This window comes from Halomonas sp. NPDC076908 (genome assembly GCF_050269715.1).
In the GTDB taxonomy this organism is placed as follows: domain Bacteria; phylum Pseudomonadota; class Gammaproteobacteria; order Pseudomonadales; family Halomonadaceae; genus Vreelandella.
Window position 1 is genome coordinate 1 of sequence record NZ_JBNNIW010000020.1, and the last position, 21,861, is coordinate 21,861.

Below are 21,861 nucleotides of genomic sequence, written 5' to 3' on the forward strand. Positions count from 1 at the left end.
GACCGCTCAGCGTACAAAACTCTCTCCAGCGTGAAGGCCGTGTGCAAATCGATCACGATCACCGGAATGACCGGTCACGTTCGCCGGAATACGCACCACTGCCAGGAATGGGGTCGCCAACTTCAGGATTAGCTGCCAACCAGGCGAAAAATGCACTTCGCTCCTCCTCGGTCCAGATCTTTCTGGCATCCGCTTCGAATGTAAGGGTTTCGATGTTGTAAACATGAAAACAACTATACGTCATTGACGGAGTTTTGCAAGGTGAATGAGTGAAAGGGGTAACGCCGCCAGCACGCGCGGCGTTGTAGTGGAGGCGTAGCTGCAACGGAAAAGCCGTCGCCGTGCCCGGCCTTGATACTCATTGAGCCTTCTCCCCCAGCTCAGCCTGTTTGGCTAAGCTGAAAAGGCGACCAAACCTAACAGGAGAAGACTCAATGAATTTTTACAATAGCACTCATCGTCACTACATTTGATGAACAACGCTTTTTAACGAGTTAGTCACGCAGCAGGATGATGATCAACGTCTAACTGGATCATCATGGAGTGTGCTGAAACAGGGTGTCTGCTGACTGATCTTGAGATCTGAAACCCGACTTCTACACCCAACTCGAAGCCCGTCGCTTTGATTATCCATCCTGCTGGCGTGCATCAACACCCTGAGCGAGTGGGCTTACACCGGCGCTGAACCTGAAACTAACTGGGACTATAAAGTAACCCGCTGTTTGAATAGGACAGATGCTGGTTAACCGATGAATGTCTAGTGCCCCAGACTAACCTGCAAGGAGCAACCCGGTTTGGCAGTGGTGAACCACCACGTTAGAGAGCCTCAATAGGTGTTTGCTGTAAGCCACCAACAGCCAACGATGACAGATGAAGTAGGATCCCTGGCTCAAGGCCTTGATATTGGCCGATCACGCGGCCAATAAAAAACACTGCGGTCTATTGACAGAGAGAAGGCTCATAGGTGTTAGATTCATTTAAAATATACTGTATAGCGTCTCGACACCCAGCCTTGCTCAAGCGCTCCATCAATCTCCACTTCGACTAAAAGCCATGAACGGTGGGACTTATCTATTACCTCAAGCAACGAACCAATTGGCAAAGTCGTTATTATTTCAGATTTCATACTGGGGCCTTCTCTAAAATTAAGAGATTGTACTGTTGTGACACGAAACCTTTTTAACGAAGATCGCTCAAAATTATGATTAGGTGCGCGAGTAAATTGCCTGACCTCGGCAGGTGTAGATATCGACTCTAGCTCTTTTCTTGCTTCTATTGCGTTGGCCATCATGTAAGCAGATAAGCAGCTGAGTAAAATCGGCAAAAAATAATAGTGATATAAATAGAGTAAGATGCTCTTAGTTTTGTCAGATAGCGCATTAAAGTCTGTTTGTGAATATATCTCTGCGCTTAATTGAGCATCTATCTCTTTAAGAGATTCATCTATTATGTCGGTGTTACTCATTTCCGATGCGAAGGCCAAGACTGCACTTTGAGGAAATGGGCTGTTATCTAGACTAGCCAAAGCTTTAAATGACGCCAAGTTACTAATCTGAGATATTTGTTTAAATGCTTCAGATTGCTGCAAGGCAATTGATGCAAGCTGGCTTGTTTTTGCAAAACTTTGCAGCTGCTTCGCAGTTTCAGACTGCTGAAACGCTAGAGAGGATAGTCGAACCGATTCAGCTACAGCCTTAAAAGACCTCATAGCATCCGATTCTTGTATAGCTAACGTTGCCAGCCGACTTGATTCTGTCAAATGCCTAATAGACTTCATGGCATCCGATTCGTGGAAGGCAAGCGAAGCGAGTCTGCTACTGTCGGCTGCAATCCGAGCGGATTTCATTAATTCTGACTGGTTAAAAGCCAAGGATGCCAGCCTTGTGGTCTCACTGAGCTTTCTTATTGTTCGCAGTGTTTCAGGTTCCTGAAACACCGAAGCAGCAAGACTAAATTGCTTTTCCATCTTCCTTATTGACTCCAGCCAAGACGGATTGATGATATTTTCGATACTTTTATCCATGGTTCTATATGATCTTCCGTCTTAGCAGGAGCCTAGAAATCTAACGCCCGCAATAAACGGAGCGAGGAACGAGCGTCCGGCGACCGCAGGGAGCGAATTTAATTGCATTGTTAGTTCATTCACGACGAGCCAGTAAAAGCCCAACCCCAGCACTACCAAGTAGTCCAGCACAAATTCTATTGAATAGGCGACGCATAGAAGGGCGGGAGAACCAATGGCGCAGCGCTTTGCCAAAAAATGCATACCCGGCTATTGCTACCCACTCAAGCATTAAAAACAGCACACCTAATATCAAGAACTGGAATCCAACAGAGCCTGTAGGGTCAACAAACTGAGGCAGGAAAGCTGTAAAAATCAAAATAGCCTTGGGGTTCCCTGCCGCCAGAAAGAATTCTTGCCTTGCCAGTTGGAAAAGGCTTTTTCCACCCAGAGCTTCGTTCCCATCGTCGGTTGGGTCTGCAGTCCACAACTGAAAGGCCAGCCAAAGTAGATAGAGCCCTCCTACTACTTTTATAGCGAGAAATAATTTTTCAGACGTATACAGCACTGTTGCTAGCCCTGTAGCAGCAAGCGTGATCATGCCCACAAATGCGACCAAACGGCCTAAGCCAGCATAACAGGCGGCCTTAATGCCGTAGCGCTTTGCGTTCGCCATCGAAAGCAGGTTATTGGGACCAGGTGCCATGTTCAAAGCAAAACATGCTGGTATGAATAACAGGATGGTCATTAAAGTCACAACTGATTCTCCTTTAACGCTGCCAACACGCGCAGCTTTGTAGTGAAGGCGAAGCCACAACGAAAAAGCTGTCGCCGTGCTTGGCCTTGATACTCATTGAGCCTTCTCCCCCCAGCTCAGCCTGTTTGGCTAAGCTGAAAAGGCGACCAAACCTAACAGGAGAAGACTCAATGAACTTTTACAATAGCACTCATCGTCACTACTGTGGCATTGATCTGCATGCCCGTAGCCTGTATGTCTGCATCCTGGATCAGCAGGGCGAAACCCTTCTGCATAAAGAGATTCCAGCTAAACCAGAACCTCTGCTTCATCTGATCGAACCCTACCTGGACGATCTGATCATCGGCGTCGAATGCATGCACTGCTGGTACTGGATCGCCGATTTCTGTGAAGACCAGGGCATTGCTTTCATTCTCGGCCATGCCCTTTATATGAAGGCCATTCATGGCGGTAAAACCAAGAATGACCGCGTGGATTCTTACAAAATTGCGGCGCTTATTCGAGGCGGTAATTTTCCCCTCGCTTATGCCTACCCACGCAGCATGCGAGCTACCCGTGACCTACTTCGCCGCCGAACTGGGCTCGTTCGCCACGGCGCTGATCTCAAAGCCCATGTTGTCAACACAACGAGTCAGTACAACCTGCCACCCAACAAAGTCAATTTGAAAAATGTCAGTGCCAGAGAACAATTGGGCAGAACCTTTGATGACCCGCTCGTTCAGCGCAATATCGATCTAGATATGGCCGTTTTAGAGTGCTACCACCGGGAACTAAGCCAGGTGGAATGGCTATTGGAAAAGCAGGCCAAAAAGCATCAGCCGACCTACTACCACTTATTAATAACCATTCCCGGCGTTGGCCGTATTCTGGCCCTCACCATTCTGTATGAAGTGGGTGATATTCGACGTTTTGAATCTGTCCAGAAGTTTGCCTCCTATTCCCGACTGATCAAGTGCAAAGCCGAATCAGCCGGTAAGACCTATGGCACCCAGGGCAACAAGATTGGTAATGCCCATCTGAAGTGGGCTTTTTCTGAGGCTGCGGTGCTTTATCTGCGCGGCAATCCAGGTGCACAAAAGCTGTTGCAACGTTTACAGAAACGCATGAGTAAAGCCAAAGCTTTATCGGCTCTGGCCCACAAGCTGGGGCGTGCGGTCTATTTCATGTTAAAGCACGAAAAGGTATTTGATGAACAACGCTTTTTAACGAGTTAGTCACGCAGCAGGATGATGATCAACGTCTAACGGGATCATCATGAAGTGTGCTGAAACAGGGTGTCTGCTGACTGATCTTGAGATCTGAAACCCGACTTCTACACCCAACTCGAAGCCCGTCGCTTTGATTATCCATCCTGCTGGCGTGCATCAACACCCTGAGCGAGTGGGTTTACACCGGCGCTGAACCTGAAACTAACTGGGACTATAAAGTAACCCGCTGTTTGAATAGGACAGATGCTGGTTAACCGATGAATGTCTAGTGCCCCAGACCCACCTGCAAGGAGCAACCCGGTTTGGCAGTGGTGAACCACCACGTTAGAGAGCCTCAATAGGTGTTTGCTGTAAGCCACCAACAGCCAACGATGACAGATGAAGTAGGATCACTGGCTCAGGGACTTGATATTGGCCGCTCACGCGGCCAATAAAAACACTGCGGTCTATTGACAGAGAGAAGGCTCATAGGGGTTATGCATTTTGGACCGCGATGAACCACTTGGGATGCATCTCATTAAAGTCCGTTCGAATATTTGATGGCAGGTAACTTGCTGAGTCCAGCACATAATCCTTACCACCTACACGCTTGAAAACGACCCAGTGCCAGAAATTTTTCCCATCTTCTTGATGATGCTTGATAGAAAGCAATGCCAAGTCGGGTAATGCACCCCAAGACTCAAAAGGAGTTTCATCGGGAGACGTCTCGACTCCAGCATGAGACAGCATTTTCCTTACATATTGGGTATCAGACCAAAGCGATTTGTCTTCCGCTTGGATGCCCATAGCATTTGCTGTGGCTTTCATTTCCAAATAGGTCTTGCTCAGAATGTTGGCAACCGACGCGATTCCGCATCCTGTAGTTTCTTCCTGTATTACGGAATTCAGCACCTTGCCCTCCTTATGCATAACAGTGATTACACATCCAGTCGCATAACCTCAATGAACGAGACGACGCGTTCATTGAGGTTATGCGGCTAACCATATCGACCTTACCCATTGATTCCCTTGATAGCAAAGCCAATTTTGGCCACTTACCCAAAAGTCGCAGCTTGCGCGATTGACCATTTCCAATCATGACCTCTTGCATCTCCCCCACCCGCCTCCTACACTCCACCAACGAACAGCTTGACGGGGTGCCGGTGATATCCGGCTGAGATGGCGCAGGGTGGGCTTTTGGCTCCCAAGCGCTGGTCCCGCTGAACCTGATCCGGCTAATGCGTTGCTCATATAACGAGCGGCGCAGGTACCGGCGTAGGGATCAAGCGATGGCCATGGCTAGCTCTCTCTTATGATCGCACGCCACCTTCAGGGCCATTTCCTCGATCTTTTATACGCCTGCCCTCCGGATCATTATCACCGGAGGCATCATGGGCTACCGCTTTACTGATCTCACCACCGCCTGCCAGCAGGATTGGCGCGCCTATATTGCGCACGATTTTGTGCGTCAGCTAGGCACCGCCACACTGCCTGAAGCGTCGTTTCGCCACTACCTGAAGCAGGATTACCTGTTCTTGATTCACTTCGCCCGCGCCTATGCGTTGGCTGCCTATAAAAGCCCCACCCTCGCCGATCTTCGCCAGGCCCACGAAGGCCTAAAAGCCATTGTGGATGTGGAGTTGGGCCTGCACGTGGGCTTTTGTCAGGAGTGGGGGATTTCAGAACAAGAATTGGCAGAGCTTCCCGAAGCCAGGGCCACGCTGGCTTATACACGCTATGTGTTGGATACCGGCAACCGTGGCGACCTGCTGGATTTGCATGTGGCGCTGGCCCCCTGCCTAGTCGGCTATGGCGAAATCGCCAACTGGCTGAACGCCCAGCCTTCTACCCTGCGCGGTACACAAAACCCTTTTGATGCCTGGATTGCCATGTACGAAGGCGAGGAGTTTCAGGCCGCCATGCAGGCGGAGCTTGAATGGCTCAACGCTCGCCTTGCCGATGTGTCGTCCGCCCGCTTTGCTGAACTGAGCAAAATTTTCCGCGATGCCACCCGGCTGGAAATCGACTTCTGGCAGATGGGCCTCGACCTTACGACGTAATTCCCAACAACCATAAGGAAGCTAACCATGAGTAAAACCAGTCACTTTTTAGCCGAAACCGCCCAGGTCGATGCCGCCGCCATTCAGCCGCTGCCCGGCTCGCGGAAGGTGTATATCGAAGGCTCGCAGCCAGATATCCGCGTGCCGTTTCGGGAGATCACTCTGTCGCCGACCAAAACCACCGGCATTGATGAGGAGAACCCGCCGCTACTGGTGTACGACACCTCCGGCCCTTACACCGACCCCGATGCCCAGATTGATCTACGCCGGGGTCTGCCAGCACTGCGCCGCGCCTGGATTGAAGCGCGGGACGACACCGAGTTTCTATCAGGCCCCACGTCTGATTACGGCAACCGCCGCGCCAACGATCCGACCCTTGCCCAGCTACGCTTTGATTTAACCCGCACGCCACGCCGGGCGAAAGCGGGCAAAAACGTGACCCAACTGCACTACGCCCGCCTGGGCATCATCACGCCGGAAATGGAGTTTATTGCCATTCGCGAAAACCAGCGCCGCCAGGCGCTAGGTACCGCAGAAGTAGAGCGTATTCTGGGCCACCAGCATCCTGGCCAGAACTTTGGTGCCAGCCTGCCGGAAGAGATCACGCCGGAGTTTGTGCGCGACGAGGTAGCACGTGGGCGGGCAATTATTCCCAACAACATCAACCATCCGGAAAGCGAGCCGATGATTATTGGCCGTAACTTCCTGGTGAAGATCAACGGCAACCTGGGCAACTCGGCGGTCACCTCTTCCATTGAGGAAGAAGTGGACAAGATGACCTGGGGCATCCGCTGGGGCGCGGATACCATCATGGATCTCTCCACCGGCCAGAATATCCATGAAACCCGCGAGTGGATACTGCGCAACTCGCCGGTGCCGATTGGCACGGTGCCTATCTATCAGGCGCTGGAAAAGGTCAAAGGCGTGGCCGAAGACCTCACCTGGGAAGTGTTCCGCGATACACTGATCGAGCAGGCCGAACAAGGCGTGGACTACTTCACCATTCACGCGGGCGTGCTGCTGCGCTATGTGCCGCTCACCGCCAAGCGGGTCACCGGCATTGTCAGCCGCGGCGGCTCGATTATGGCCAAGTGGTGTTTGTACCATCACCAGGAGAGCTTCCTGTACACCCACTTCGAGGAGATCTGCGAGATCTGCAAGCAGTACGACGTGGCGTTCTCACTCGGCGATGGCCTGCGCCCCGGCTCAGTGGCGGATGCCAACGATGAAGCGCAAATGGCGGAGCTTAAAACCCTCGGTGAGCTTACCCATATCGCCTGGAAGCACGATGTACAGGTAATGATTGAAGGCCCCGGCCATGTGCCCATGCATCTGGTAAAAGAGAATATGGATAAGCAGCTGGAGTACTGCGACGAAGCACCCTTCTACACCCTCGGCCCGTTGGTGACGGATATCGCCCCCGGCTACGACCACATCACCTCAGGCATTGGGGCGGCGATGATCGGCTGGTTTGGCTGCGCGATGCTCTGCTATGTCACCCCCAAAGAACACCTGGGCTTGCCGAATAAAGACGACGTTAAAACCGGCATTATCACTTACAAGATTGCTGCACACGCAGCGGATTTAGCCAAAGGCCACCCGGCGGCACAACGGCGCGATAACGCACTCTCCAAGGCGCGCTTCGAGTTCCGCTGGGAAGACCAGTTCAACCTGGGCCTAGACCCGGATACCGCCCGTGAATACCACGACGAAACCCTGCCGAAGGACTCCGCCAAGGTGGCGCACTTCTGCTCGATGTGCGGGCCGAAGTTCTGCTCCATGAAGATCAGCCAAGAGGTGCGAGACTATGCAAATGAGCACGGCCTAAACGGCGATCAGGAAGCAGTAATGAAAGGCATGGAAGAGCAGGCGGAGAAGTTTCGCCAGAAAGGCAGCGAGCTATACCAGGAGGTGTAGCCCGCTGTCTGGGGTGGTTAAGAGACTTCAAGCGCCACTTTCAATACGCCATCGCGCTGGTGGGAGAAGAGGTCGTAGGCCTCGACGATATTCTCCAGCGCGTAGCGATGGGTAACCATGGGGCCAAGATCCAACCGGCCGGCGGCAATGATGCTCATCAGCCTGCGCATGCGCTCTTTGCCGCCGGGGCACAGCGAAGTAATGATCTTGTGGTCACCCAGGCCCGCACAGAAAGCACCCAGCGGAATCGTTAGGTCTTGGGAGTAAACACCAAGGCTAGATAGCGTTCCGCCGGGTTTTAGTACCCGCAAAGCGGACTCAAAGGTCTGCTGTAGGCCGAGCGCTTCAATGGCGCAATCGACACCACGCCCACCAGTCAGCTTGAGGATTTCCTCGACCACATCAACCTTGCGAAAATCCAGCATTACATCCGCGCCCATCTGCTTGGCCATGGTCAGACGCTCATCAACGCCGTCTACCGCAATAATCATCCCTGCCCCGCGCAGCTTTGCCCCTGCGGTCGCGCATAAACCAATCGGGCCTTGGGCAAATACCACGACGATATCGCCGATTTTGATACCAGCAGCTTCGGCACCGGCAAAGCCCGTCGACATAATATCTGGGCACATCAGCACTTGTTCGTCGGTTAGGCCGTCTGGCACTGGCGAGAGGTTGGCCTGGGCATCGGGCACCAAAAGGTATTCCGCCTGGGCGCCGTCAATGGTATTGCCAAAGCGCCAGCCGCCCATCGGTTTGTAACCGTGGCCGTGGTGGCCGCCATCTTGCGAGCAGCAGTCATCCTGGCAGGCGTAGGAGGTAAAACTGGGGCAGATCGCACCGGCGATGACCCGCTGCCCCTCTTGGTAACCCTTAACGTTGGCACCTAGTTTTTCAATAACGCCCACCGGCTCGTGGCCGATGGTTAAGCCGCGCTCTACTGGGTATTCGCCTTTTAGGATATGGATATCGGTGCCGCAGATCGTTGTCGTGGTCACGCGCATCAGGGCATCGTTGGGGCCGATCTCGGGAATGGGTTTGTCGTCAATCTCGATACGGCCGGGTTCAACGAAGATGGCCGCTTTCATCATGGTAGGCATGGGACGCTTCCTCGGTGAGGGGAGTCATGACACATCACCATTAAGGCATAGCTGATAACGGGGAAGATTGCGCTAAATCAAGCTTTCGATAGGCAGGAAAAGCCTGCCCTTCAATTTATTGATATCAGCTCGCCAGCACTTTTAGATATTGAGCTCGCGGGGGATTGATCTGCTCACTTTGTTGAACAGCAAGGCTATATCGCCCAGTGGGTTGATGGTGAAGATACTGTTGAGTGGCGAGTTAACACAATCACTGCGCTTAACCGAACCATACTCGATGGATGGCCATTGGAACGATCCGCGCCCTCGTATCGATTGGCGGGAGATAACATCGTCGTAACAGATCCAGCAACAGAAACACTGCATTTCGTAAATACAGAGCTTTGAGAAAGTTGATCAGATGGCGCTGGAAGGAAAACCGTTCAATATTGTCGCCGTTGGCGGTAGCGGCATGACTCATGATCACTGATGGCTAAGCCACTGGCTCTACCTGCACAAACGTTATCATCGAATTGCGTTATAGATTAGGAAGGCTACAACGCATACAGGAGCCCAAAGGCCCCTGTATTACCGCTAACAAAACTAGATTACTTTTTCTTCAGTTGTTCTTTGGCTTCACCTTTGCCTTTCTGCAGTTCGCCTTTCGCCTGCTGGGCTTTACCGTTAGCTTCTGTTTTAGTGCTGCCAGTCGCTTTGCCTGCAGCTTCTTTTACTTTGCCAGATGCTTTGTTAGCTGTACCTTTTGCTTTATCAGTTTTGCTATCAGTCATGACGAACACCTCTAATCCGTTAGTAGGGAAAACGTCGTGTATGAAAGTGTGCGTTGCACTACGAATCACACGTCGACACTCACTCAGAGTAGCTTTTATTCAAAAAGTTGCGCTAATTTTTTATAAAAGGTTTATTTTTAATAGCGCGTAGGCGCCCAAAGATTCAAGAATACATGCAGGCAAGCTATCACCAGCAGTGTGAGCGTCAAGGCCACACTCATGGATGAAAAACGATACAGCGCGCTGTAAACCAGGTCTTGCTGCGGTCCTAGCGACTGCCCAAACAGAATCCCCAACGTCGTCAGGCCACCAAACCCCACGCCAGACCCAGCGCCTTCATATACATGCTCCCGGGCGAAGAGCATCAAGCCCAGCCAGTAAAGCCATATCACCAGTAAGAAGTGGTGGCTCTGGGTATAGAGTAATAGCTGCATCAGTAGCGCTAAATTACACCCTAATAGTGTTCCTATGGCACGCTTAGTAGCGGAGATTTTTGCGCCGGAGTAGCCCAACGCGAAAAGCACAAGGATGGTCGCCATCTGCGCAGAAAGTGAGCCTTGCAAGTCAAATACCTGAAACACGACAAAAGAGAGCGTGGCGGTTATGCCACCCATCAGGGTTTCATGGCGAATTTGTGCCAATGACTTGCTCGGCCTTGGTGGTGGCTTACGTGCTTCAACGTCGGGAAAGAGCGTATGCATCAGCATGGCGATAAACACTGCCAAACCGCTGGCCGCGAGGTTGCTGGCCAATAAATCACTTAAGTCCACATTCGGGTAACTAGCAAAGTGGAGCAGAATGCTTAACGTCAGCACGCCATTGGCACCAAATAAAAACAGCGCCCCTTTTGCCATCAAGTTAAAGCGGAACAAGAAAATACCCAGCACCACCAGTGTCATCACCACCGGCATATGCTTGAGCAGCCCAACCACCAGGCTAACTTCAAGCACGTTCAGCGAAACGTTAGCTAAAAACTGGCGAATAATACTACCATTAAGAATCGGCACCATACCCAGTAAGAACATGGGGAAAACGGTAAAAAACACCCCATAGTTCCAGCCCATTAGCTGGCTAACAATAAATCCCAGTGCCCCGCCCCCTGCTACGCGCAGGCACTGCCGCAAGCCATTTTGGGTCAACGCTGAGCGTGAAGCCCGCTGAGTGTTTGGCACCACCCGCGGCCCTCTGCCACTTTTAATCAACATATTAAGAAACATATTAATAGACATATTAATAGACATAGTGCAGCAGGCTGATCAGGTGGGCCTGCAGCCATACAAACGGCTTGGCCAAGGCGGCATCGCCGGGGTGAAGCTGAACCGTGGCGCGTGCGCCACTGGGTAGTAAGTGGGCAGTCGGCTCTGTTAGCGCTACATGGACACGCAACCGTTGAGCATCGCGTACCCAGCGATCAGTGGTGGGAATGTCAGCCAGTTGTCCATCTGCCTCCAACTGCCCTTCGCGCACCCCGGCATCCATAGCCACCACCCGTGCATCAAATACGCGGCCTGGCCAGGCATCGAACACAATTCGCGCCACGTCTCCCGGGGCAACATGGCGCAGACTCTTTTCACGAAAATCGGCAATGATGTCTATCTCATCTGCCACCAACGCGACGGCTGGTTGGCCCGCCTGTACGTAGTCGCCTACTTCCAGTTGTAGATTAGCAACACTTCCCGCTTGGGCAGCGCGCACCTGAGTATGAGCCAAATCCAACTGTGCCTGGGCTAGCGCATTGTCCGCTTGGCGCAGCCGCAGGTTCGTCTCACCTGCGTCACCCAACTGCACTTCCAGGCTGACTATTTTTGCTCTGGCCGCCGCCACACTAGCCTGTGCGGTGCGCTCAGTAGCAACCTGCTGCTCATACTGCTGGCGGGATACACTCTGTCGCGCCATCAATGTTTCCGCGCGGCGAAGCTCCCCCTGGCGTTCGGTAGCCGTCGCTTGAGCGGAAGCCAGTTCAGCCTGAGCGGAGGTTAGCTCAGCTTCCAAGCGCGCATTCTCACGCTCTGCCTGCTCCCGGTTCAGCTGCGCTTGGTCAACGGCAAGTTGAAAAGGGGCTGGGTCTAACTGAAACAGCACATCGCCTTGTTCGACATGCTGGTGATCACTCACCAACACGGCACTCACCGGGCCGCTGAGTTCCGGCGCAATGCGCGTAACCGGGCGCATCACCCTGGCCTCCGGGGTCATGGGCATAAAGCTGTCAGCAAGTAAAAAATAGATAAATAGCAGCACGAAAGCGGCAATCGCCACCTTCACCCAGCGGGCAAATGTTTGATCAGGGGTCATGCGAAGCTCACTTGTTAGGCACAGATCAATGCATAGACGTTAGTCTAACGATTAATTAGCGTGCTAACAATGTTACTGTGAAATTGTCTGCTTTTTATAATTGCGCTAACGCTTACCAGCGAGACCAGGGTTAAGCTGGGAAGCCGCAATATTTCGCGAGATGAACCCGGTGGGTATATTTTCCAGCTTCTAAGGTAAAGGCTGTCGTCTTCAGGGCTGCCGGTGGGTGTGGGATTTCATTGCCCATAGAAAACGCCCTCGTTGCATATCACGACGCTTTAACCATGCGCCACCTATTGAATTTCATCAAGCGCTGCGTCAATAGCACGCTTAGGATCGCTAGTAATTACATCCTGGGGCAACTCTCCGCCGAGGAAACTATTATGAGCTTTCCCACGGCCTTCGTGATCATGCCAATATTGCCTGCTAACTGCTCGAAATCTTCAGGCGCGTAATGATCAGCTTGCGCCACAAATAAATTTTCAGCGGTGGAATTGTTGAGCTGATTCATAACGTCTTGACGGCTACAGTGAAGCATTGTCAACTCATTAGCGTCTATAACAGCACTCATGGTCAATCCTCTTACGGTGATACAGGTTATTAAAGTAATATCACCACCTTTATCACCGTAAAGAGAGGTGTGCCTTGGCGACAGTTCATTAACTGTTTAATTAATAGGCTAATGGCATTGACATAAAAAACCCTCATGGCTTTTGGGCCATAAGGGTTCTGCATTTAGGGTTTTATTTAGGCAGTAATATCAGAACCGGTAGCGCAAACCAACGCTGGCAGCATCAAAGGTGTAAGCAGATTTATCCAGGTAGCGCATGTAATCCGCACCTAATGATAGGTTAGGAGCTACATCGAACTCTGCGCCGCCGCCATAAGAGAAGCCACTCTCGCGGGAACGGTCAAAATCTACTTCCGTGAAGCCCGCCAAGCCATAGAGGCGCACTTCCGGCGCGACGGGGATAATACCCTTGGCATAGGCACCTGCTAAGTAATCCAGCTCAGCGTCACCGTCGGAGCCGCCGGTACCTAGGTGGCCTTCCACAGCGAAGAATTCATTAAATTGGGCGCCACCACGTAGACGTAAACCTACATCATCGCGGGAAGAGCCTCTGTCTGGATCAAGACTCCAGAACATCGCGTCACCGCCTACATATCCTTGTGGGTAGGTGAAGGATTGTTGTGCTTGAGCAGACGTTGCAAACGCGCCTGCGCCAACCAGGAGCGCCGCCGATGTGAGTGATAATACGGACATCTTCATAGGTTGTACCTCAGTTAAAAAACAGTGTTTCCTTACTCAGATGTATTGTGGTTCATTCCTATGGATAACGCAAATATTACCGACCTTTGGATAAACTGAGCACTACTATTCCGCCCACCACCACGGCGCCGCCCACTAGCTGGCCGGGGCTAAGCATTTGTCCTAGCACGAAATAACCAAGCACCAAAGAAGCCACTGGTTCTATATTCATCACCGGCGCGTTGCGCGCCATATCAAGCCGGGGCACAAAAATAAACAGCGTCGAAAAAGCCGAACCATATAGCAACCCGAGCAGCGCGAGCCCTAACCAGCCAGCGCTATTTTCAGGCAGGCTCATGCCCCCTGGCACGACACCTGCAATACCGCCAATGATCATGACGATAAATACCGTTTGCATGGTCAGCAGGCTACGCAGCGTACTGCCTACCCCGGCCAAGCGGTGTTCGGTGATCCAAAGCGCACAGGCAAACACAAAAGCGGCCATTAATCCAAAACCAATACCCGCTATCCAGCCCGGCCCCATGCCATCGGCACTGGCAACCCACGAAGGAATATCCAGCACCACCAGCAACCCAATTAAAATAGTGCCCATAATCAGGCAGCTACGCAGCGTTGGCCGGGGGCCGCCTAATGCCCAACTAAGCAGCGCCAGCTGAATAGGAAAGGTATTAACTAATAGCAGCGCAATCACCACTGGCAGCCTCGCCACGGCCGAGTAAAGGCTAACGCTTTGAACTGCAATCAGTAGCCCCACGATTAGCTGCCACGGCCAAGTACCGGCAGGCAGCCATAGGCGCTTTCTTTGAACGATAACCAGCGCTACCAAAATCAGACACGCGACACCCGAACGAGTCAATACCGCTAGCAGTAGCCCTGTGCCATTATCAAACGCCAGCCGCGCTGAAACGTGATTGGCAGCGAACATAGTGGCCACGGTCATCATTAATAGAATGGCCAAATGGCGCGGTAATAAATTGGGCAAAGGGGACGCTGACATAGTTACGGAACGGCTCATTAAAGGAGTAAGTGGTGTAAAGTGAGTAGCTGGCGTAACGCCCGTGAGACCACAGCATGCCTGGCTTTTACATAGAAGGCTAACGAAATGCAGACACTGCTTTTCCGCACTGCAGCATGTTAAACTAAAGTCTATCTCTTTGCTCTCTAACCTTCTAGCGAAAAGGTCTTTATGAACGCTCCGGTGCTGGTAATTAACTGTGGTTCTTCATCAATTAAATACGCGTTGATTGATTCAGACCCCGAGGCACCGCGCCTGGCTGGCCTAGCCGAACGCTTGGGCAGCCCGGATGCGCGCTTAAAAGGCAACAACAGCGCGGGGGAAAGCTTCACTCAGCCCCTGCCGGATGCCGATCACACTCAGGCACTTAACGCGATTCTTGAGCGCATGGAAGGTCGAGTTCCCAGTGCGGTTGGCCATCGCATCGTACATGGAGGTGAACACTTCACCCAGGCAGCGTTAATTGATGATAGCGTTATTAATGCTATCGAAACCACCGCCGCCCTGGCGCCACTCCATAACCCAGCCAATTTGGCCGGTGTTGCGGCAACCCAAAGCGTTTTTCCTACGCTGCCTCAAGTAGCGGTATTTGATACTGCCTTTCACCAAACCATGCCGCCCCGTGCCTATCGCTACGCGCTGCCGGAAAGTCTTTACGCTGAGCATGGCATTCGCCGTTATGGTTTTCACGGCACCAGCCATGCCTTTGTTAGCCAGCGCGCGGGGGAATTAAGCACCCGCGGTGCCGGTGGTTGGCTAACCGCTCACTTAGGCAACGGCTGCTCAACCAGCGCGGTATGCAATAACCAGAGCCAGGATACCAGCATGGGCCTTACCCCACTGGAAGGTTTGGTAATGGGCACCCGCAGCGGCGATGTGGACCCAGGCCTGCACGCTCACCTGCACCGCCAATTGGGCTGGTCGTTGGACAAAATTGACAACGTGCTTAACAAAGAGAGCGGCTTGCTGGGGCTGTCAGGTTTGACCAACGACATGCGCGAAATTGAAGAAGCCGCCGAGCAGGGCCACCCCACCGCACAGCTGGCTATGGAGGTGTTCTGCTACCGTATCGCTAAATCACTAGCCGCGCTCTCCTGCGCGCTGCCTCAGTTGGATGGAGTGATTTTTACCGGTGGCATCGGCGAAAACTCGCCTGTCGTGCGTCGTAATGTGCTTGCCCTGCTGCCTCATTTTGGGTTTGCATTAGATGTCAGCGCTAACGAAACCACCATTCGTGGCAAAGAGGGCTGCCTGGATAGCGCTGGCCACCAAGGCCCGCAGGTGTGGGTCATTCCTACCGATGAAGAGGGCCGCATTGCCATGGAAACCCGCCACTGCTTAGAGGCACGCGTATGACCCCACATCCCGATCAACCACAGGCTATTCTGTTAGTACCGACCAGCGTGGGCGCTGGCCTTACTTCCGCCTGCCTGGGGTTAATTCAAGCGCTAGATACCATCGGCCTGAAAGCCGGTTTTCTAAAGCCGTTTATGCAGAACGAGCTGAACGGCCCGGGCCTGGATCGCTCCACCGCTTTGGTCTCACGGGCACTTAATCAGCGCCCGCCCTCGCCTATTTCCCAGGCGCGCTTGGAGCGCCTGCTGCGCGATGATCAAACCGATGAGCTGATGGAAAACGTGGTGGAGCTTTTTGAACAGCTCACCCATCAAGCTCAGCGCGATGGTGGCACCCTAGATTTAGTCGTCGTAGAAGGCGTAGTACCCACCCAGCACACTACCTACGCTACGCAAATTAACGCCCAGTTGGCCAACGCGCTTAATGCGCGAATTATTCTTGTCGGCACCGGTGACTTGAACGAGCCCGAGGCCCTGGCCGACCAGTTGGACATGCACGCGCGCAGCTTTGGTGGCATCAGTTCCAGCCGAACGCTGGGCGGCATTTTGATGCGCATGAAAAACCTGCCTTACGGTCAGGAAGACGATCTTTCCGCAGCACCTGGCACTATCAAACCGCAACTTGAAGAGCCGGTTCTCGCCAAACTAAGGCAGTACTCCCCTGCTTTGGCGACCGACAAGTTCCACCTGATTGGCGTGGTGCCCTACAGCAAAACGCTCAGTGCGCCGCGAACCTTGGATGTAGCGCGAGCTCTTAACGCCAAGCTACTCAACGAAGGTGACGCTGCTAGTCGCCGGGTGCTCTCGACGAGCTTATGTGCTCGTAGCGCTGCCAATGCGCTGCATATTTTCAAGCCAGGGAGTTTAGTGGTTGCCTCTGGAGATCGCGACGATGTGGTGCTGGCTTCAGCCCTGGCCACTATGAACGGTATCCAGTTGGCGGGCGTGCTGCTAACTAACGGCTTTATCCCCAACGACAATATGATTGAGATGTGTCGTCCTGCCCTCAGAACGGGGCTGCCGGTACTGGCGGTGGAAACCGACAGTTTGACCACCGCTCAGAATCTCAGCCAGTTAAGCAGCGAAATTCCCATGGACGATTTCGAGCGCGCCGAACAGGTTGCCCGCTATGTCGCTGCCCATATGGATCTGGATTGGCTAAAAGCAAACCTGAGTAGCGGCTATACCCGCCGCCTGTCGCCTTCAGCGTTTCGCCATCAGTTGGTCAAGCTCGCTCAGCTTGCCAAAAAGCGCGTAGTGCTGCCGGAAGGTAATGAGCCGCGCACGATTGAAGCGGCGATTATCTGCCAGCGACGCGGCATTGCCGACTGTGTGCTGCTAGGTAACCGTGACGATATTGAAAACGTGGCGCGTAACCGGGGCTTAAAGCTGCCGAAAGCGCTGACCATTATTGACCCCGAAAGTACCCGCGCGAACTACATTGGCCCGATGGTGGAGCGTCGCCGCGGCAAGCTTAATGAACTCACCGCGGAAGCGCAGCTACAAGACAACGTTGTGCTCGGCACTATGATGCTACAGCTGGATGAAGTAGACGGTCTGGTATCAGGCGCTGTGCACACCACCGCCAACACCGTACGGCCCGCGTTTCAGCTGATTAAAACTGCCCCGGAGTATAACCAGGTCTCGTCGATTTTCTTCATGCTGCTGCCGGAACAGGTGGTGGTCTACGGTGACTGCGCGGTGAATCCCGACCCTGATGCCGAAACCCTGGCGGAGATCGCGCTGCAAAGTGCTCGCTCCGCTGCGGCGTTTGGTATCGAACCACGGGTCGCCATGATCAGCTACTCCACCGGCGACTCCGGCACCGGTGCCGATGTGGATAAAGTGCGCGAAGCCACCCGCATTGCCAAAGAGCGTGCACCGCACTTGGCGATTGATGGCCCGCTCCAGTACGACGCCGCAGCGATTGAAAGTGTGGGCAAACAGAAAGCGCCCGACTCCCCAGTGGCGGGCAAAGCGACGGTATTTGTATTCCCCGATCTCAATACCGGCAATACCACCTATAAAGCCGTACAGCGTAGCGCCCGCGTAGTCAGTGTTGGCCCCATGCTGCAAGGCCTAAACAAACCGGTGAATGACCTATCCCGCGGCGCACTGGTCGACGATATCGTCTACACCATCGCGCTAACTGCCATTCAGGCCAGCCAGCGGGAAGGCTAAGCACTAACGTTACACCTACACAACAAAACGCCCCGAGCAGATAACTATTCGGGGCGTTTTTATTGACGGTTTAACAGTGCGAGTGAATCAAACCCACATGGGCACCATCGATTCCAGCACCATCACTAAGCTCATCGCGGTGATGGTAAGGATGGAGACACCAAACACTTTCTTGGCCCAGCGCACATCATCGTCTAAACGATAGCCGCGTAGCGCCAGGTAGAGCCAGTAGCCCCCCATGATGAGCGCCACACACAGATAGCCCATCCCCGCTTGGCTGGCTAACACCAGCGCCAGCGAGGCAGGAATGAATGCCACGATATAGCCCAGGATATGGTGCTTCGCCATTTTAATACCGCGCACTACCGGCAACACCGGAATTGATGCCCGACGATAATCCGCATAGCGAAAAATCGCAATCGCGTAGGAGTGCGGCATCTGCCACAGGCAGAAAATCACCAGCAGCATAAACGCGCCGCTGTCGAATTGCCCTGTCACCGCACAATAGCCCACCACCGGTGGCATGGCACCGGAAAGGCTGCCCACCAAGGTGCCGTATTCAGAGCGGCGCTTCATGTAGAGACTATAAATCCCCACATAAACGCCCCAGCCAATCACCGCTAACGCGACGGTTAACCCGTTTGTACCTAGCGCCAAACACACCACGCCGGTCACACCTAAGAGCGCCGAAACACCTAGCGCTTGGGTAATGGAAATGCTGCCTCTTACCAGGGGGCGGTGGCGCGTACGCGCCATCAATGCATCAATATCGCGGTCAATAACGTTGTTACACGCACAGCCTGACGCGATGATTAACGCAATACCCACCATGACCGAGACAAAGCTGAGCCACTCGAATTGCCCCTGGGCGGCAAGAAAATAACCGCCCAACGTCGCAATCAAGTTACCCCCGATAATGCCGGGTTTAGTCAGCTCAAACAGATCCCGCCAGCGGCTAGGCGCTGAAATCAGCCGATCATCATGTTGAGATGCAGATGCTGCATGATCCACAGCGAGCCTCCTACCACTAAGACGAGAATCGTCAGTGTGAAGACGAAGGACATGAGATTCCAGCCTTCGTCAGCTTTAGTATTCATATGCATAAACATGACCAATTGCACCAATATTTGCAGTACAGCGGTCACGGCCACCACTATAACAGTGGTGAGCACGCTTAGCGCGCCACTCATCACCACCGCGAAGGGGATAATGGTCAGTATTAGCGACAATACCAGTCCTGTCACATAAGACTTTAAGCTGCCATGGGCATTCGCTGGGCCAGAGGAAGAATGACTCATCTCACAACACTCCCATCAGATAGACGAACGAGAAGACGCAGATCCAGACAATATCCAGAAAATGCCAGAACAGGCTCAGGCACAAAATCCTTGGCCGGGTCATATCGTTCAGTCCTTTGGTAGAGAGCTGCACCAGCATGGCCACAATCCAGATCAAACCAAAGGTGACGTGCAGGCCGTGGGTTCCCACTAAGGTAAAGAACGACGAAAGAAACGCACTTTGATCTGGCCCATAGCCTTGGTGGATCAAGTGCTGAAACTCGTAGATCTCCATGCCCACGAAGGCTGCACCCAGTACAAACGTGACCGCTAGCCACGCCTTCACCTGATTGATGCGGTTGGCATTCATCGCCAGCACGCCCAACCCAAAGGTAAAGCTGCTCACCAGCAGTAAGAAGGTTTCCACCAGTACAAACGGCAGTTCGAAAATATCCGCCGCCGTTGGCCCACCCGCCGTGCCCTTCATCAGCACGGCGTAGGTAGCGAACAGTGATCCGAAGATCACCAAATCACTCATTAGGTAAACCCAAAAACCAAATAGCTTCGTGCCCGCCGCATCGTGATGCTCGTGGGACTCGGCCGATCCGTCGTGATGTAATGTATCCGTTGCCATTACGCTTTCACCTCCCCGTAGTGGTGATGCTTACCTTCGCGTCCTTCAACCTCAGCAGAGGATTTGTAGGGATCGGAGTTTTTCACGCGTTTCTGGTGTGCACGCTCAATGCGCTCAACTTCAGCGGCAGAAACGTAGTAGTCGATATCGTCGTTAAACACCCGCGCCATAAAGCTGGCGAAGACACCCACGGCACCTACAGCGGCTAACCACCAGATATGCCATACCAGAGCAAAGCCAATCACTAACGCGAATAGGCTTATCACCGGGCCTGCAACCGTATTACGCGGCATATGAATATCGGTGTAAGGCGCCTCTTCCTGCTGCTCATTGCTACGCTGTTTCTGGGACCAGAAACTGTCGATATCGCCCACTACGGGTAGGTGGGCAAAGTTGTAAAACGGCGCAGGCGAGGAAGTCGACCACTCCAACGTGCGGCCATTCCAGGGGTCGCCTGTCACATCAGCATTCAGCTTGCGGTCGCGGATACTCACCCAGAACTGAATAATGGTGCAGACGATACCCAACATAATGATGACCGCGCCTACCCAGGCCAGGATCATCCACGGCTGCCATTCAGGGTTGGTGTAAGACTGCATGCGGCGCACGGCACCGAAGAAGCTGAGTACGTAAAGCGGCATAAAGGCGACATAGAAGCCGATAAACCAGCACCAGAACGAACGCTTGCCCCACTTTTCGCTTAGCGTGAAGCCGAACGCTTTGGGGAACCAGAAGGTAAGACCGGCCATCATGCCGAACACCACACCGCCGATAATCACGTTGTGGAAGTGGGCTATCACAAACAGGCTGTTGTGCAGCACAAAATTCGCCGCAGGCACCGCCAGCATCACGCCGGTCATGCCGCCTAGGGTGAAGGTGATAATAAAGCCCAGGGTCCAGAGTACCGGTGAGGTTAGCTCTAAGCTTCCGCGGTAAATGGTGAACAGCCAGTTGAAGACTTTCACCCCGGTAGGAATGGCGATAATCATCGTCATGATGCCGAAGAAGGCATTGACGTTGGCGCCTGCGCCCATAGTGAAAAAGTGGTGCAGCCAGACAATAAACGATAGTAAGGTGATGGCGATGGTCGCCCACACCATGGTCATATAACCAAACAGCCGTTTACGGGCGAAGGTTGAGATGACTTCAGAGAACACGCCAAACGCTGGCAGAATCAGAATATAGACTTCCGGGTGGCCCCAGGCCCAGATGAGGTTGACGTACATCATCATGTTGCCGCCAAAATCATTGGTGAAGAAGTGCATCCCGAAGTAGCGATCCAGCGTTAGTAACGCGATGGTCGCGGTCAGAATCGGGAAGGAGGCAATGATCAAAATGTTGGCGCACAGCGAGGTCCAGGTGAAGATCGGCATGCGGAATAGCGTCATGCCCTTGGTGCGCATTTTTAGTATGGTCACGAAGAAGTTAATACCGGTAAGCGTCGTGCCTATCCCGGATATTTGTAGCGCCCATATCCAGTAATCGACCCCTACCCCGGGACTAAACTCGATCCCCGATAAGGGCGCGTAGGCAAGCCAACCGGTTTTGGCGAATTCGCCCACCACCAGCGAGATATTGACCAATATCGCGGCGACAGCAAACAGCCAGAAGCTTAAGTTATTCAGGAAGGGAAAAGCGACATCGCGAGCGCCAATTTGCAGTGGCACCACCAGATTCATCAGACCGATGACCATGGGCATCGCAACAAAGAAGATCATGATCACGCCGTGGGCGGTGAATATCTGATCGTAGTGTTCGGGGGGTAAATACCCCGCTGCGCCTCCGGCGGCCATCGCCAGTTGGGTGCGCATCATAATCGCATCCGAGAAGCCGCGTAGCAGCATTACCAAGGCGACGATAAAGTACATGATACCGAGCTTTTTGTGGTCAACGGAGGTAAACCACTCGTTCCACAGCCAGCCCCACTTGCGGTAGTAAGTTAGTGCGCCTACCAGCGCGATACCACCAATGGCCATAAAGGCCGCCACGATCATGATGATCGGTTCGTGGTAGGGAATTGCCTCTAACGTGAGCTTTCCAAACATGG

General features: G+C 53.2%; 20 protein-coding genes and 1 riboswitch. Of the genes, 5 read left to right on the plus strand and 15 right to left on the minus strand.

Annotated features, from left to right (window positions below; all coding sequences use genetic code 11):
- Positions 1-6: 6 nt before the first annotated feature.
- The 3 genes from ACQKE4_RS12545 to ACQKE4_RS12555 all read right to left on the minus strand — a co-directional run bounded on the left by ACQKE4_RS12545 (position 7) and on the right by ACQKE4_RS12555 (position 2,759).
- Complete coding sequence (locus ACQKE4_RS12545; RefSeq protein WP_427388711.1) at positions 7-156, minus strand: hypothetical protein; 150 nt, start codon at positions 154-156, stop codon at positions 7-9.
- Positions 157-973: 817 nt separating this feature from the next.
- The gene (locus tag ACQKE4_RS12550) at positions 974-2,023 is read right to left on the minus strand and encodes an SH3 domain-containing protein (protein ID WP_427388712.1); all 1,050 of its coding nucleotides are present in this window, start codon (positions 2,021-2,023) and stop codon (positions 974-976) included.
- A 115-nt stretch (positions 2,024-2,138) separates the two neighbouring features.
- A complete protein-coding gene (locus ACQKE4_RS12555; protein ID WP_427388714.1) occupies positions 2,139-2,759 on the minus strand; it encodes a LysE family translocator in 621 nt (206 codons plus the stop codon).
- A 170-nt stretch (positions 2,760-2,929) separates the two neighbouring features.
- Here ACQKE4_RS12555 and ACQKE4_RS12560 point away from each other — a divergent pair, with 170 nt between their 5' ends.
- On the plus strand, positions 2,930-3,973 hold the full coding sequence (locus ACQKE4_RS12560) for an IS110 family transposase (protein WP_427388715.1): 1,044 nt from the start codon (positions 2,930-2,932) through the stop codon (positions 3,971-3,973).
- Between the two features lie 468 nt (positions 3,974-4,441).
- Here the strand turns inward: ACQKE4_RS12560 and ACQKE4_RS12565 are convergent, their stop codons facing one another.
- The gene (locus ACQKE4_RS12565) at positions 4,442-4,858 is read right to left on the minus strand and encodes a hypothetical protein (protein ID WP_427388717.1); all 417 of its coding nucleotides are present in this window, start codon (positions 4,856-4,858) and stop codon (positions 4,442-4,444) included.
- Between the two features lie 231 nt (positions 4,859-5,089).
- Positions 5,090-5,245: riboswitch (TPP riboswitch) on the plus strand.
- A gap of 92 nt (positions 5,246-5,337) precedes the next feature.
- Between ACQKE4_RS12565 and tenA the strand changes: the two genes are divergently transcribed.
- A complete protein-coding gene (gene tenA, locus ACQKE4_RS12570) occupies positions 5,338-6,006 on the plus strand; it encodes a thiaminase II (protein WP_427388718.1) in 669 nt (222 codons plus the stop codon).
- Between the two features lie 27 nt (positions 6,007-6,033).
- The gene (gene thiC, locus ACQKE4_RS12575) at positions 6,034-7,923 is read left to right on the plus strand and encodes a phosphomethylpyrimidine synthase ThiC (RefSeq protein ID WP_427388719.1); all 1,890 of its coding nucleotides are present in this window, start codon (positions 6,034-6,036) and stop codon (positions 7,921-7,923) included.
- A 17-nt stretch (positions 7,924-7,940) separates the two neighbouring features.
- Here thiC and ACQKE4_RS12580 read toward each other — a convergent pair whose 3' ends face one another.
- From ACQKE4_RS12580 to ACQKE4_RS12610, 7 genes are all read right to left on the minus strand, one after another.
- The gene (locus ACQKE4_RS12580; protein ID WP_427388720.1) at positions 7,941-9,020 is read right to left on the minus strand and encodes an NAD(P)-dependent alcohol dehydrogenase; all 1,080 of its coding nucleotides are present in this window, start codon (positions 9,018-9,020) and stop codon (positions 7,941-7,943) included.
- A 587-nt stretch (positions 9,021-9,607) separates the two neighbouring features.
- The gene (locus tag ACQKE4_RS12585; protein ID WP_427388721.1) at positions 9,608-9,790 is read right to left on the minus strand and encodes a CsbD family protein; all 183 of its coding nucleotides are present in this window, start codon (positions 9,788-9,790) and stop codon (positions 9,608-9,610) included.
- Positions 9,791-9,927: 137 nt separating this feature from the next.
- The gene (locus ACQKE4_RS12590) at positions 9,928-10,995 is read right to left on the minus strand and encodes a DUF2955 domain-containing protein (RefSeq protein WP_427388722.1); all 1,068 of its coding nucleotides are present in this window, start codon (positions 10,993-10,995) and stop codon (positions 9,928-9,930) included.
- A gap of 25 nt (positions 10,996-11,020) precedes the next feature.
- Positions 11,021-12,082 (minus strand): HlyD family secretion protein, encoded by a 1,062-nt coding sequence (locus ACQKE4_RS12595; protein ID WP_427388724.1) that lies wholly within the window; start codon positions 12,080-12,082, stop codon positions 11,021-11,023.
- 346 nt (positions 12,083-12,428) lie between these two features.
- Positions 12,429-12,653, minus strand: coding sequence for a hypothetical protein (locus ACQKE4_RS12600; protein ID WP_427388725.1), 225 nt, complete (start codon positions 12,651-12,653; stop codon positions 12,429-12,431).
- 189 nt (positions 12,654-12,842) lie between these two features.
- Positions 12,843-13,352, minus strand: coding sequence for a porin family protein (locus ACQKE4_RS12605; protein ID WP_427388726.1), 510 nt, complete (start codon positions 13,350-13,352; stop codon positions 12,843-12,845).
- Positions 13,353-13,428: 76 nt separating this feature from the next.
- Entirely contained in the window at positions 13,429-14,349 is a 921-nt protein-coding gene (locus ACQKE4_RS12610) for an EamA family transporter (protein ID WP_427388727.1), read from the minus strand.
- 189 nt (positions 14,350-14,538) lie between these two features.
- Between ACQKE4_RS12610 and ACQKE4_RS12615 the strand changes: the two genes are divergently transcribed.
- Positions 14,539-15,723 carry an acetate/propionate family kinase gene (locus tag ACQKE4_RS12615; protein ID WP_427388728.1) on the plus strand — a complete coding sequence of 395 codons (1,185 nt, stop codon included), beginning with the start codon at positions 14,539-14,541 and terminating at the stop codon, positions 15,721-15,723.
- Positions 15,720-17,903 (plus strand): phosphate acetyltransferase, encoded by a 2,184-nt coding sequence (gene pta / locus ACQKE4_RS12620; protein WP_427388729.1) that lies wholly within the window; start codon positions 15,720-15,722, stop codon positions 17,901-17,903. The genes ACQKE4_RS12615 and pta overlap by 4 nt, the downstream gene beginning before the upstream one ends.
- 87 nt (positions 17,904-17,990) lie before the next feature.
- Here pta and cyoE read toward each other — a convergent pair whose 3' ends face one another.
- The 4 genes from cyoE to cyoB are packed head-to-tail and all read right to left on the minus strand — an operon-like array spanning position 17,991 to position 21,859.
- Positions 17,991-18,914: a heme o synthase gene (cyoE, locus tag ACQKE4_RS12625; RefSeq protein ID WP_427388730.1), complete on the minus strand. Its 924-nt coding sequence runs from the start codon at positions 18,912-18,914 to the stop codon at positions 17,991-17,993.
- Positions 18,872-19,201 (minus strand): cytochrome o ubiquinol oxidase subunit IV, encoded by a 330-nt coding sequence (gene cyoD, locus ACQKE4_RS12630; RefSeq protein WP_427388731.1) that lies wholly within the window; start codon positions 19,199-19,201, stop codon positions 18,872-18,874. The genes cyoE and cyoD overlap by 43 nt, the downstream gene beginning before the upstream one ends.
- Before the next feature lies 1 nt (position 19,202).
- Entirely contained in the window at positions 19,203-19,814 is a 612-nt protein-coding gene (gene cyoC / locus ACQKE4_RS12635) for a cytochrome o ubiquinol oxidase subunit III (protein WP_427388732.1), read from the minus strand.
- Positions 19,814-21,859, minus strand: coding sequence for a cytochrome o ubiquinol oxidase subunit I (cyoB, locus tag ACQKE4_RS12640; RefSeq protein WP_427388734.1), 2,046 nt, complete (start codon positions 21,857-21,859; stop codon positions 19,814-19,816). Before cyoB ends, cyoC begins: the two co-directional genes overlap by 1 nt.
- Positions 21,860-21,861: the final 2 nt, after the last annotated feature.